Origin of the sequence: Nocardia albiluteola (assembly GCF_018860155.1) — a bacterium.
Lineage (GTDB): Bacteria > Actinomycetota > Actinomycetes > Mycobacteriales > Mycobacteriaceae > Nocardia > Nocardia albiluteola.
This window is the reverse complement of the sequence record NZ_JAHKNI010000006.1, coordinates 254576-266956: the sequence shown is the minus strand read 5'-3', so window position 1 is coordinate 266956 and position 12381 is coordinate 254576. Positions and strand designations below refer to the sequence as shown.

The following is a 12381-nucleotide window of genomic DNA, read 5'->3' as shown; positions in this document are numbered from 1 at the left end:
ACCCCGCCGTCAGGCAACTCTGATATCGATGTGGCATGGCGAACGATGGACCAGAGCCCGAGTACCGATTCACGTGCTACACCGTGTCCGGCCTGGGTACCGTCACGCCGATCCTGGCCGCCGAGGCGACCCTGTGCGGGTTGTACGTCCTGCACTTCGCGGACGGCGAGGCCTACGTGGGGCAATCGGTCAATGTCGCGGCCAGATTCTCCGCGCACGCCCGGATGTGGAACGACATCGAAACGCTGGACTTCGCCCCCTGGCCGGCCGACGATCTCGACCGTGCCGAGGACCGCCTGATCGAACTGCTGGAGCAGACCAAGGAACTGCGCAACAAGCAGTGGGTGTACCTTTCCGCGGACGACAAGGACGACGACGTCACGGCCGAGCGGGCCCGCGAGATCGTATTGCCCTGGAACCGCACCGCACGGGTGACGGTCGATTCGGGCGCCACCTCGGAGCATCGGCTGCGCTACTGGGAACTGCACCGGCACAACGACTATCCCGCGCTGCGCGCCGCAATCGCGCTCTACATCAACGAAACTGTCCCCGATCCGGTGAATACCCAACGCTACCTGTGGAATATCTCCGCGTTACCCACCCGCTCCAAGTACGGCCGCCGCCTCATGACCCTGCGCTGCGGCAACCTGGAGACGCTGTTCGTCTCGGAGAGCAAGCTCGACGACGGCAGCCTCTACACCACGATCCGCATGAATGTCGATGTGCCCCAGGGCATGACCGATGAAGATCTGAGCATCGACAGCGACCTGTTCCACGCGCTCCCGGGCACCTACCGCAATCAGCGGGTCTGGTCCTGGGTCTTCGGCCTCTACGACCTCATCGAGGAGGACATCAACGTCGACTCGGTCACCGGCGGGCACGATTTCTTCGACCTGGCCTACAGCCTCAACATCCGGATGATGCGCCGCGGGGTGTCGCGCTACGCCAAGAACCACAACCCGGATCTGGCCGATGACGTGCTGGCCGAGGCGTATCGGCAACAGATGGATTTCGGCGAGGAGCAGTAGGCTCAGCCCGGCAGTCCGCCGAACCCGATCTCGTTGCCGTCCGGGTCGTTGTACGTAGTCTTCCGTACGCCGCAGTGAAATTACGCACCGGAATTCCCGCGAACAGGTACAGGGTCATGGCCTCATGCTATTTGGTTTCGAGACCTGGCAGTCGTTGTGCGGGTTCGGGTGTATCAATCGTGGATCCGCTGTGTGGTCCGCCAGGCGGATCTACTCTTGGCAGGTGCGTTGGTTTCTCGTTGTGCTGGCAGGGAGTGTCCTGCTGACCGGCTGCACGAGCGCGCCGGTCCGAACACCTCCACCCGTGACAACCACGACCCCCTATGCGCGCACGCCCGGTGACTGCGCAAAGCTGACCGTCACGCCCCTGGTCGTGCAGCCGGGTATCGGCTATGTGATCGGCACCCACGCCGAGTGGGATCCCAAGGGCCAGTTCGTACGGATCCGCGTGGTGATCACCAACTCCGACGCCACTTATCACACGACCCGCACCTCGGACTATCGGCTCCTGGATGCCGCCGGCGCCGAATATCCAACGAGCGTGGACGCGATGCGCATCAAACGCCAGCCCGATGAGGTGGAGATCGGCGCGGGCGACCGCCTGGAAGTCGAGCTCTGGTACGACATCCCGACGACCACTACCGCTCGATCGCTGCGGGATACGGTGTGCGGCACGGTAATTCAGCTGACCACCTAGCGACGCCCGGCCGCCGTGCGATCAAGCTTGGCCGGTATCGAAGCGAGAGATCTTGTCGCCGTCGACCGTGAAACGCCACGCCGTGCGCATCGCACCCCAGCGATCGTTGGTGAATTGCGCAACCAGCGCCCGCCCACCATCGGTCACCGATTCGACATCCATCCGGCCATTCGTGCCGAAGATCTCGCTGTTCACCCAGTTCGCGACGTCCCGATCGCTACCGTCGTCGCCCAATACTCGTACTCGGATGGTCGTGCAGAAACTTCGGCACCACCATGCGCCAGGCATCGACCACCAGCTCGCGCATCCGGTGCTCGTCCAGCGCTGCCATCGAACAGTCCACCCAGTTGTACCGCTGATCCGACGCTGGCGGCATCAGGAACGTCTCCGGTTCCGCGGCAATAAGCGCCGGCCGTTCCTCCTTCGGATAGGCGAACCCCATGACGGTCTCATCCCGCGAGAAGGCGACATACACGATCCGCCCCACCCGAAACTTGATGCGATCGCGCACAATCACCTCATACGAGCGCGGCAGTCGCAGCGCCACGTCGCGTACGTCGTCCACTGTGATCACCTGCCGATGATCGCAGGGGGCACCGACATATTCCGGCCCGATTAGGGCGACGGAATCCACCTGGCAGCTACAGACCGAACCCGGTTTCCGCCACAGAGCACTACCGGGGCCGACCGGCGCACACGTGCAGCGATCACGCCGACCTTCTCCAGATGTAGTGATGGGCCCGGATGGCACTGCCATGTTCGACCCCAGATTGCGCTGCCCCACGGCTGAGCCGGAGCCGAGCTGCCGCGCATACTCAGCCTTACCCACAGCGGACCAGCGCGTCAACGCATTTGGCAGAAGCTCGCATAGTGATCGCCTGTGTACCAGGCCGTTCCGTCATCACCGGTCACGATCCGCTCGGCATCGCGCGTCTGACCCGGCTGCTTCTCGTTGACGTCCCACTCGGTGTAGTGCACGGGATTCCCATTGGCCCCCGTGCGCGGCAGCGACCCTTCACGATCGGTCCAGGTGGTCCCACCCTTGGTACCGGACCCATCGTTCGGCGGCCATTCCCCGGCATCGATCAACTTCAACGTCTGCCACGCACGATCGGGAATCGCGCAGCCCACCTGCTGAATCTGGGCCGCGGCCACGGTAATCCCCGGCGTCCGCACGGCATCGACCCCGCCGAGCAGCACCGACATCGCGGTGAGGCCGGCCAGCACCACGGCGGCCAGCGACGCAACAGCCTTGGACTGCAATCGTTTCGATGACATAGGATCCCCTATCCTCAACTGCCCCACACCAACTGTTGGTGCTCCGTAGAGCTGTCAGCCTGACATCCCGGGGTGAATGAATCGCCAACATCGCCGAAATAGTGTTGTTTGCCCGCGCCGAGCCGTGGGACCGCCATGTCGGCGGGCGTGGGACAACCAACAGGCGTTACCTCCGAGATAATCGCCCCTGCGCCGAAGCCATGCGAATGTCGTGTGTATAGGCAGTCGGCACCACAGCAACAGACGCCACCCGAGCCACCGTCGACGCCTTCCTCGCCGCCCGCGCCAACGGCGACACCGACAAACTCACCGCCCTGTTCGCCGACGAGGTCGACTGGCGGCCGGCGGAGAATCCCGTGGTCCCCTGGATCAGGCCGCGCCGGACCGCCGCCGAATGCGCCGCACAGTTCGATGAGTTGATGGCCCACACCGTCTCGCAGGACGCCCAGGCCAGTATCGACACTTGCCTGATCGACGACACGGACGCCGTCCTCTTCGGACACCTCTCCGGAACCGTACGTGCCACCGGCAAATCATTCGAGCGCCCCTTCGCAGTGCGCCCGACCGTTGAGAACGGTCGCATCACCCGGCACCACCTGTACGAGAACAGCGTCTCCATCGCCGCGGCCTGCACCAAGTGACTTCTATCCCGATCACGGGGTGGGCTGCGAAACCTGCTGCGCCGCCGTGACTTCCAGCGTCCAGTGCCGAACTTGCAGCTACAGGGCCCAGCACAACGTCGATTCAAGGCGGCATCGATAGCTGACATCGATCCACACCACCTCGAAGGCGTCAAAGAGGCTGCTGCACCTGATGATTGCTCCACACCCACCGATCAGGGTGACCGCACAGGAATACTGACGAAATGACGAACCGCTGGATCGGCGTAACAATCGACTGCCTAGACGTACCCCGAGTAGCCACCTTCTGGAGCACCCTCCTCAACCGCCCCCAGGGCCCCTCCGAACCCGGCTGGATCTACCTGGGCCACCCCAACGACCCCCACCCCCGCCTGATCTTCCAACCCGTCCCCGAACCCAAACACGGCAAGGTCCGCCTACACCTGGACATCGCCGTAGACAACATCGACGAGGGCATCGCCCAGGTGATCACCCTCGGCGGCCGGCACACCGGCGAGCGACACGAGTACCCCCAGGGTGTGGTTGTCGTAATGACCGATCCAGAAGACCACGAATTCTGCCTGGTCGAGTACTACTGATCCCTACGCGCGCGACGAGAAGCCGATTGAAAACCATAACCAAAGCGCCCGCCGCAGACACCGGCGGCAGAAGCCTTACCCCGGTGCGGAATTCGCGCCTGCACCGTACACGCACGCAGCACAAGCTCGCCCTCCGACGGTGGCCCAGGCCCACCGCATCACCCAGGTCCACCGTGAATGCTCAGCAAAGGACTGTCCCCGCAAGCGCCAAGCGCTGGCAACACTGGGTGGAGGCAGGCCGACTGGTCCCGGCGTGTAGCTGGGAGGCGATGAACTAGACGCTCCCAATGCATCACCTGGACCCAGCTCGACGACGACCCGGCAGCAGACGGCCTGACACGTGGGCATCTAATCAATGACCTCGACCACAGCTCAGCCGCCCGAGCCGTCTGGTTCCCGGCCACCCCAACCCACAACCCCCGCTCCCGCAGAGCCGACATCGCGCCCCGAACGTCCGGATACAGAATCCCCCCTCCTGGATCTCTTCCCCACACCCAGCTGCCTCCCGAAGCTCCCGCTCCCGAGCCACATCGAAGCCACGCCGGAAGTACTGAAACGTCTCCGCGTTGTTCCGCCCAGCAGCAGTGACCGCCCCGAGTACCGCTGAGAACGTATTCCTAGGAACACCAATCCAGTCGGCCCAGGCCCCGAACTCCCGCATGTCGTCCAACAGCGTCTCCCCCACATCGAAGACGATCGACCTAATCACGACACTCACCTCCTATACGACTGGCAACACGAATCACGGTCCTCGTAACCAGACTCTCGACAGAGCTGCTCCGCAGCCTGTGGGCTGAGTGTCGAAATTTGCCGCGGCTAATGGTAATCCGACGGAGATGTTCTAGCGGGAATCAACTGCCTTTTCCTAGAATCGTGTGCGCGAGTGCATCGATCGAATTCAATAGATCAGTAGGCGACAATCCTAGATCCAAAGCATGGCAGTGGATTGTTATGCCGCAGTTCCGAATCTCATGCCTCCGCGCCGACTCATTACCCTTCGCGTAAACAAGATGCCCCTCGCTTAGATCCAAGACCGAACAATATGTCAGCATTTGGTACAGATCAGCTTCGGGGAACCCTTTTGGCCGCTCAGCCTTATACTTGGCATCGACCACCGCAACCGGTACGCCGTTTTCATCAAGCCACACAAGGTCAGGTCTGATCTTCATTTTGGAGGCCTTGTCCATGTACCGCTCAGCCTGAACCTTCGGACTGCCGCCGAATTGCTGCATCGCCATGCCGATCGCGCCCGTGACGAAGTCCTCGTAGATCCTCGACATGTCGAACATGAACCCCGACACTACCAACGGGCCATTGGCCTGGTCGAACGAGCTATTGTCCAAGATAACCTCAGATAGCCTGAGGGCGTCGTGGTATCTGACATTCAGGCGGCTCGCGGTCCACGGGAGGGAATCAGTAGATCTTCGCGGAAGGGTAATGTCATCCAACAATATCCGGATTCTGCTCAGATGCTGCCGGGCCGAGGTCCCAATTTCAGGCATGCCCAGCAACCGAAGAGCCGCGAGTAGAATTATCTTATTCTCCACGATGTCAGTTGTGAAGTCGTCGTATTCAACCGCAATGGGTAACGGCAGACCGAAGTTCCTGGCGATCTGTTCACGAAACAGCACTCGCCCGCGCAGCACGGGTAGCCTGTCGGTTGTCGTACCGTACCCTTGCAGTAATCCATGTTCGATGGCACGCGACACCAAGCGCACGAAAGATTCCGCCACCGCTGGGAACAATCCATCGGCCTTATCGAGACGAACGAACTCGTCCCGCCATATCGCGGGATTCGAGCAATAACCTATGAAGAACAGAAGCCTGTTTATCTCGGTTATTTTGGGTCGCACATTCAGTTGCACGCCGCCGAATCGGATCGATCCGACGTGCCGCCGAGGCTTGACTGCAAACTTACTACCCGACTTGCGGCTAACACCTGCTATCTTCAGCTCGGTCAGGGTCTCGTACTCAGCCCGAGAGAGCTCTAGCAGACCGGCATCTCCCCATTCGATGAGGTCCAGACTATTCGTCATTCCTAAGCGTCCGTCGTTGAGCGACTATCCGAAGCAATTCCTTGAATCCTGCTCAAAGAATACTTCTCGCGAACAACAATATTCCGATCACCGTAATGATATTCCTCCAGAAGCGGGAGGATCGACGTGCGCCACGTACGCTCGATCCCATCGGGTGTCAGAGCAGCCGACCGCATAAAATATGATGGCCCAATCTTGTAATCATCACTGTCGATCTCGGCGTTGAGCGTATCCAGAAGGTCAGCAATTTCATCAGCATGCTTCCCCTTCTTGAGCCACTCACGCAGGATACTCCTCGTTGGCTCCTCCGACGGATGCAGAGGAACGAAAGCGAAGCGGCGACGCATTGCAGAATCCAGAAGTGCAATCGACCGGTCAGCTGTATTCATCGTGCCGATAATGACCAAGTTCTTAGGCAGGGAAAATGCCGGGTCCATCTCATCGGAGTACATCAGACTCAGATCATTGTTGCGATACTCGAGCAAGAAGTACAGCTCGCCGAACGTCTTGGCTATATTTCCACGGTTCATCTCGTCGATAACTAGCGTATATATCTTGTCAGGATTCTTCGTTGCCGCATCTGCCATAGTCTTCAAAGGTCCTCGATGAACATCGTAAAGTAGCTGTCCGTTATTCGATTTGCTCGGCCTGAACCCTTCGAAGAAATCTTCATATGAATATGATGGATGGAATTGAACCATCATGACGTTGTCGTGACCGGAAATATGCTCCGCGATCGCCTTGGCTATATATGTTTTACCCGTACCCGGTGGTCCATAGAACACGAGCTGTGGACGATCCCGTATCAGCTCGATACACTGTTGCAGCCAATCCTTCGATACATTGAGCTCATCTGCAAGTTTATCGGTAGCATCGAGAAAATTGGGTTCGACTACCTCTTCATCTGACCGATTCCGCTGAGCTCCACGCCCGAACGCATTCTGCAGAATTCCGATAAGCTCGAGCGCATGTTCCCGATCGAATTGCATCGACTGACTGCTCTTGGGCGGCGACTCACGCCCATCCGACCCAAAGGTAGACAAATGCACCAGCCGCTGACCGTCATCAGCCTCGATCACTTTGTACTGACAGGTAACGCCTTCTTCGAGCTTGTGTGGTCGAATTCTTTGCTCACTCGGAACAATATTCAGAATGCGTGCCATTGATCGACGAGTTCCTTCCAATATTTTCTATTGCTCGCGGAAACCTCCGGCCGCGCCGAGATCCGACCTGCCGGGATTGCCCTGCGATGACGAGACAGGGAGCAGAGCCCGAGACGACAGCAGGCTCGGCCAGAGATAGTCCAAGTTGCGAGTCTCAGGGGCTGCCACAACAAGAAGGCTAACGTTCAACCGACAACCTCCATGGCAGGCGCGGCGGGTTGCCTCTGTCCGGTCCGGACATGCTTCATTGGGCGATTGACCTCAACTGGAGTTGAGGTCATAGCGTCACCCCATGCCCTTCACCAAGATCGAACGCACCTACCTCCTCACCCACCCCCTCGGCCGCCTGGCCACCGTCACCCCCGGCGGCCTCCCCCTCATCGCCCCCGTCGGCTTCCAACTCAACCCCGACGGCACCATCGACATCGGTGGCCCCAACCCGAACTCGCAGCGGTACCGGAACGTCAAAGCCAATCCGAACGTCAGCTTCGTGGTGGATGACATGACCCCGGACGATCCGGGCGAGGTCAAGCCCGGTTGGGGGCGTGGTGTCATCATTCGCGGGGAGGCCGAGGTGTTGGCCGTCGAGACTCCGCCGGTGGCCCCGGAGTGGTTTGCGAATCAGATCATTCGGATTCATCCTCGGCGGATTCACAGCTGGCATATCGATCCGGGCAACCCTGAGGGTGAAACGCGGACCGTCGCATAGGGGTTGCCCCGGAGGAGGGGTCATCCTCCGGGATGGTTTCACCCGGAACTCGTGCCAGCACCCGTGACCATCGACTCGGAACCCGCGAGAGTGTAAGCGGGGCAATCGAGTTGAGAGGGGTCACCGTGTTTTCGATTAGTAGACGTCTGGTTGCGGCGGGTGTGATCGGCGCCGTTTCGGTTGCCGTGCTGGCGATTCCGGCGCAGGCTGCGACGGTTGGCAGTTCGCCCGCTGCGCAGGTGTGGCGCGATCAGTGGACCAATCCGTGGGATGAGCCGGGGCCTTGGAACCGGTGGAATCCTCGAAGCCACCGGGACAACTGGGATTCGTGGAACCACCACCGGCATCACCATCCGCGATGGCAGTCGGGATCGTTCAGCGGCAACTGATTTCGGGGCGGGGCCGTTGTTCGGCACTGCTCGGGAGGCCGCGGGAATGGGTGGCCGGGCCGTCAGTCCGAGGTACTGGGTTCGGTCCGGTGGTGCCGGCGCCATTTCCACAACACCACCCCCAGCACCACGACGACCACGAGCACTACCGCCACCCACGAGTTGACTCGCTTCAGAATCACCGTGAACGACTGCCCGATCGCATACCCGGCCATCACCATCGCCGAACCCCAGATGATCGCGCCTGCCGTACTGGCCAGGAGAAAGCGTCGGTAGCGCATCGTGGACATGCCGACCAACTGGGGCAGCATCGTTCGGAAGAAGGTGCTGAAGCGGCCGACTACCAGGGCCTTTGTGCCGTGGCGGTCCAGGAACCGGCCGGATCGGTCGAGGCGGTCGCGATAGCGTTCGAAGATCGCCCATCGCAACAATCGTTCGCCGTAGAAGCGGGCGAAGCCGAATCCCATGCTGGCACCGACGATCGCGGCCACCACTACCAGAGCCAGGGTGGTCGGCAGGTCGAGATGTCCGCGGTTCGCGGCGACGCCGGCCAGGACCGCCGCGGTATCGCCGGGCACCAGCAGTCCGAAGACCATCGCCTCCTCAGCGCACACCAGCAACGCCACAACCAGGTAGGTCCACACCGGCGAGAAGCTCAGTATCCGCTCCACGAGCGAGTTCATATCCTCGACGGTATCCACTGCCGGACGCCGCCGCCCACACTATTCGTTGACACCGCACAGGCGCTTCGGTGTCAGCTCAACTACAGGTTCAGCGGCACAACGGGGCAGGCCGGCTGGTCCTACCACCCGCACACGCTCAACATCAGCTACGGCGTGCCCGACCGCGACACCTTCCAGGGCACGCCGACCCGGCATGTCGACGAGCGAGGAAGGGGTAACCGGCGGCCGGTCGGGCAGCGCCGATCCAGAGGCGCGGTTGTCGGCCTTCACGCCAATGGGTGGCCAACGCACAACAAGCAGATCGACAACCAACAGGGATGCCGAGTCATTGCTGATTTAACAACTTCCAACCATCGATTCCCCCAAAACATCGTCACAATTGGGCCCGCTTCCCAGTTGCGCCGACATACCCCGAGACCAGGGAATTTTCGCATTCCGGAAGTCAATCCAGCTGTAACGGACCCCAGTGAATGCCAGATATTAGCGATGGGTCCAGATCGCCGCATACCCATGCGACGCTCACCCACACCGCAGCTAACGCATCGAAGCTGCAGTTGAGTTGGAAGGATTTTGCTTTGCTGTCGAAGACCCGCAAGAACCTCACCCGTGCCGTCCTGGCCGGCGCGATCATCGCGGCTCCCGCCGCCGCCCTGGCCACCCCGGCCTCGGCCGCCCCGGTGACCGCTGCCCCGGTTGATCACCACTGGGATCACGACGGCCGGCACGGTGGCTGGGACCGCGGCTGGGATGGCGACCACTGGTTCCACCCGGACTGGTTCCGGCACTACCTGCCCACGGGCTCCGACTGGGACTGATCTCCCGCTTGATCCGTGGATTGCGGCCCGGCACCCGGGAAGGGTGCCGGGCCGTCGCCGTTCGCGGTGGTGGGCTGATCTACAGGACGTCGGAACGGGCCGCCGGCAATCGATCGCTTGTTACGATCAGCGCAGCTCTATAGGAGGTAGAGTGCCGGATATCGAGCGGGTACCCGAAGGGATCGACCCATCCACGCCGAGCGCGGCGCGGGTATACGACTACTTCCTGGGCGGCAGGGACAATTACGCGGCGGACCGGGCGCTGGCCGAATGGCTGTTGTCGATCGCGCCGGACAGCCGGACCGTGGCCCGCCTCAGCCGCCAGTTCGTCCTGAAAGCCGTTGAGCTGATTGCCGAGGCGGGCATACGGCAGTTCATCGACATCGGTGCGGGCATTCCCACCTCACCCAGCGTGCATGAGGTCGCCCAGAAGGTCGACTCGGCGGCAACGGTGGTGTCTATCGACTATGACCCGGTCGTGCACGCGTACGGGAACGCATTTCTGTCCGGCACGCCGGGCGTGACGACGATGCAGGCCGACGTCCGCCGACCCGACGACATCATCGACCGGCTGCGGTCCGGCGCGCTGATCGACTTCGAACAGCCAGTGGCGATCCTGCTGTGTAGCATCCTGCATTTCGTGCTGGACGACGAACATCCGGCCGAGATCATCGCGCGGTTCCGCACCGCGATCCCGTCGGGCAGCTATGTGGCTTTCACGCACCCATCCGACGAAGTCAGTCCGGCCGGCATGGCTCAGTTGGCATCCCACAACATCGGCAGCCCAACGCAATTCGTCTCCCGCTCCCGGACCGAGCTGGCCGGATTCTTCGACGGATTCGAGTTCCTCGGAGGCGGGGTGGTGCCGGTACAGGACTGGCTCGACGGCGAACAGCCCACGACCCAGATGGTCTGGCTGGGCGGCATCTGCCGCAAACCATGACCGCCGCGAGCATCCGCATCGTCACACGGCCGAGGGCCCGCTCACCTTTCGGCGAACGGGCCCTCGAAGCAGCGAAAACCCTTACGCGGTCTCGGTGATCGGGCGATCCACCCAGCTCATCAGCCCACGCAGCTTCGCACCGGTGACCTCGATCGGGTGCTCGGCGTTCTGCTTACGCAGCCCCTCGAGCTCCTTGTTGCCGCCCTCGACGTTGGCGACCAGGCGCTTGACGAAGGTGCCGTCCTGGATGTCCTTCAGGATGGCTTCCATGCGCTTCTTGGTGTCGGCGTCGATGACGCGCGGGCCCGAGAGGTAGCCGCCGAACTCGGCGGTGTCGGAGACGGAGTAGTTCATGCGGGCGATGCCGCCTTCGTACATGAGGTCGACGATCAGCTTGAGCTCGTGCAGCACCTCGAAGTAGGCCATCTCGGGGGCATAGCCCGCCTCGACCATGACCTCGAAACCGGTCTTGACCAGTTCCTCGGTGCCACCGCAGAGCACGGCCTGCTCACCGAACAGGTCGGTCTCGGTCTCCTCCTTGAAGGTGGTCTTGATGACGCCCGCGCGGGTGCCGCCGATGCCCTTGGCCCACGACAGCGCCAGGGCCTGGCCCTCGCCCTTCGGGTCCTGGTCGATGGCGATCAGGGCCGGAACGCCCTTGCCGTCGACGAACTGACGGCGGACCAGGTGGCCCGGGCCCTTCGGGGCGACCATGCCGACGGTGACGCCAGCGGGGGCCTTGATCAGGCCGAAGTGGATGTTCAGGCCGTGGCCGAAGAACAGCGCGTCGCCGTCCTTCAGGTTCGGCTCGATGTCCTCGGTGAAGATCTTGGCCTGCGCGGTGTCGGGGGCGAGCACCATGATCACGTCGGCCCACGCGGACACCTCGGCGGGGGTGCCGACGGTCAGACCGGCCTCCTCGGCCTTCTCGCGCGACTTGGAGCCCTCCTTGAGGCCGATGCGGACCTCGACGCCCGAGTCGCGCAGGCTCAGCGAGTGCGCGTGCCCCTGCGAGCCGTAACCGATGACGGCGACCTTGCGGCCCTGGATGATCGACAGGTCGGCATCGTCGTCGTAGAACATCTCGACAGCCACTGGTGTTTCCCTTCTGAGAGGCTCATCCCCGGCGGGCGGGGAATGTGCGGTGCACGCCGAAGCGCACGTTCAGTTCAATTCATCAATTTCGATCGGACCCCGCAGCTGCGGGAAGCAGTGCGCCAACCTTCGATCGGCGACCACATTAGTCTCCGGTGCACCGCATCTTTGCAGTGCCCATCCATTACCTGCTGGTACGAAGCCTGCGGACAGGTACCTATCGCGGCACGGAGCTTGCGGAGTGCCCAGAGACACAGCGCGGCACCGCGGCGAGCGTTAGCCCGGCACGGAGCTTGCGGAGTGCCCAGAGACACAGTGCGGCACCG

The 12381-nt window shown here is 62.1% G+C and carries 13 protein-coding genes and 1 pseudogene; 7 read left to right on the top strand and 7 right to left on the bottom strand.

What is annotated here, in order from left to right; translation table 11 throughout:
• Positions 1 to 35: 35 nt before the first annotated feature.
• Positions 36 to 1028: a GIY-YIG nuclease family protein gene (locus tag KO481_RS19710; RefSeq protein WP_215918651.1), complete on the top strand. Its 993-nt coding sequence runs from the start codon at positions 36 to 38 to the stop codon at positions 1026 to 1028.
• Positions 1029 to 1332: 304 nt separating this feature from the next.
• Entirely contained in the window at positions 1333 to 1725 is a 393-nt protein-coding gene (locus KO481_RS19705; protein WP_215918650.1) for a DUF4352 domain-containing protein, read from the top strand.
• Between the two features lie 21 nt (positions 1726 to 1746).
• Here the strand turns inward: KO481_RS19705 and KO481_RS19700 are convergent, their stop codons facing one another.
• The 3 genes from KO481_RS19700 to KO481_RS19690 all read right to left on the bottom strand — a co-directional run bounded on the left by KO481_RS19700 (position 1747) and on the right by KO481_RS19690 (position 3003).
• Positions 1747 to 1959 (bottom strand): nuclear transport factor 2 family protein, encoded by a 213-nt coding sequence (locus KO481_RS19700; RefSeq protein ID WP_215918649.1) that lies wholly within the window; start codon positions 1957 to 1959, stop codon positions 1747 to 1749.
• The gene (locus KO481_RS19695) at positions 1943 to 2299 is read right to left on the bottom strand and encodes an MmcQ/YjbR family DNA-binding protein (protein ID WP_215918913.1); all 357 of its coding nucleotides are present in this window, start codon (positions 2297 to 2299) and stop codon (positions 1943 to 1945) included. The genes KO481_RS19700 and KO481_RS19695 overlap by 17 nt, the downstream gene beginning before the upstream one ends.
• Before the next feature lie 269 nt (positions 2300 to 2568).
• Positions 2569 to 3003: a guanyl-specific ribonuclease gene (locus KO481_RS19690; RefSeq protein ID WP_215918648.1), complete on the bottom strand. Its 435-nt coding sequence runs from the start codon at positions 3001 to 3003 to the stop codon at positions 2569 to 2571.
• 272 nt (positions 3004 to 3275) lie between these two features.
• Between KO481_RS19690 and KO481_RS19685 the strand changes: the two are divergent.
• Together KO481_RS19685 and KO481_RS19680 are read left to right on the top strand one after the other, a co-directional pair.
• Positions 3276 to 3644 (top strand): annotated as a pseudogene (locus tag KO481_RS19685) (nuclear transport factor 2 family protein); the annotation flags it as partial.
• Positions 3645 to 3868: 224 nt separating this feature from the next.
• Positions 3869 to 4222, top strand: coding sequence for a VOC family protein (locus KO481_RS19680; protein WP_215918647.1), 354 nt, complete (start codon positions 3869 to 3871; stop codon positions 4220 to 4222).
• Between the two features lie 851 nt (positions 4223 to 5073).
• Here the strand turns inward: KO481_RS19680 and KO481_RS19675 are convergent.
• Positions 5074 to 6258, bottom strand: a complete 1185-nt coding sequence (locus tag KO481_RS19675) for an McrC family protein (protein ID WP_215918646.1) — start codon at positions 6256 to 6258, stop codon at positions 5074 to 5076.
• A 2-nt stretch (positions 6259 to 6260) separates the two neighbouring features.
• Positions 6261 to 7421, bottom strand: coding sequence for an McrB family protein (locus tag KO481_RS19670; RefSeq protein WP_215918645.1), 1161 nt, complete (start codon positions 7419 to 7421; stop codon positions 6261 to 6263).
• Between the two features lie 292 nt (positions 7422 to 7713).
• Here KO481_RS19670 and KO481_RS19665 point away from each other — a divergent pair, with 292 nt between their 5' ends.
• Positions 7714 to 8130 carry a PPOX class F420-dependent oxidoreductase gene (locus tag KO481_RS19665; RefSeq protein ID WP_215918644.1) on the top strand — a complete coding sequence of 139 codons (417 nt, stop codon included), beginning with the start codon at positions 7714 to 7716 and terminating at the stop codon, positions 8128 to 8130.
• 451 nt (positions 8131 to 8581) lie between these two features.
• Here the strand turns inward: KO481_RS19665 and KO481_RS19660 are convergent, their stop codons facing one another.
• Complete coding sequence (locus KO481_RS19660) at positions 8582 to 9202, bottom strand: DedA family protein (RefSeq protein ID WP_215918643.1); 621 nt, start codon at positions 9200 to 9202, stop codon at positions 8582 to 8584.
• 575 nt (positions 9203 to 9777) lie between these two features.
• On the opposite strand from KO481_RS19660, the gene KO481_RS19655 reads away from it, so the two are divergent.
• Positions 9778 to 10017 carry a hypothetical protein gene (locus KO481_RS19655; RefSeq protein WP_215918642.1) on the top strand — a complete coding sequence of 80 codons (240 nt, stop codon included), beginning with the start codon at positions 9778 to 9780 and terminating at the stop codon, positions 10015 to 10017.
• A 151-nt stretch (positions 10018 to 10168) separates the two neighbouring features.
• Positions 10169 to 10960: an SAM-dependent methyltransferase gene (locus tag KO481_RS19650; RefSeq protein WP_308166694.1), complete on the top strand. Its 792-nt coding sequence runs from the start codon at positions 10169 to 10171 to the stop codon at positions 10958 to 10960.
• An 81-nt stretch (positions 10961 to 11041) separates the two neighbouring features.
• Here the strand turns inward: KO481_RS19650 and ilvC are convergent, their stop codons facing one another.
• On the bottom strand, positions 11042 to 12043 hold the full coding sequence (gene ilvC / locus KO481_RS19645; protein WP_215918912.1) for a ketol-acid reductoisomerase: 1002 nt from the start codon (positions 12041 to 12043) through the stop codon (positions 11042 to 11044).
• Between the last annotated feature and the right edge of the window lie 338 nt (positions 12044 to 12381).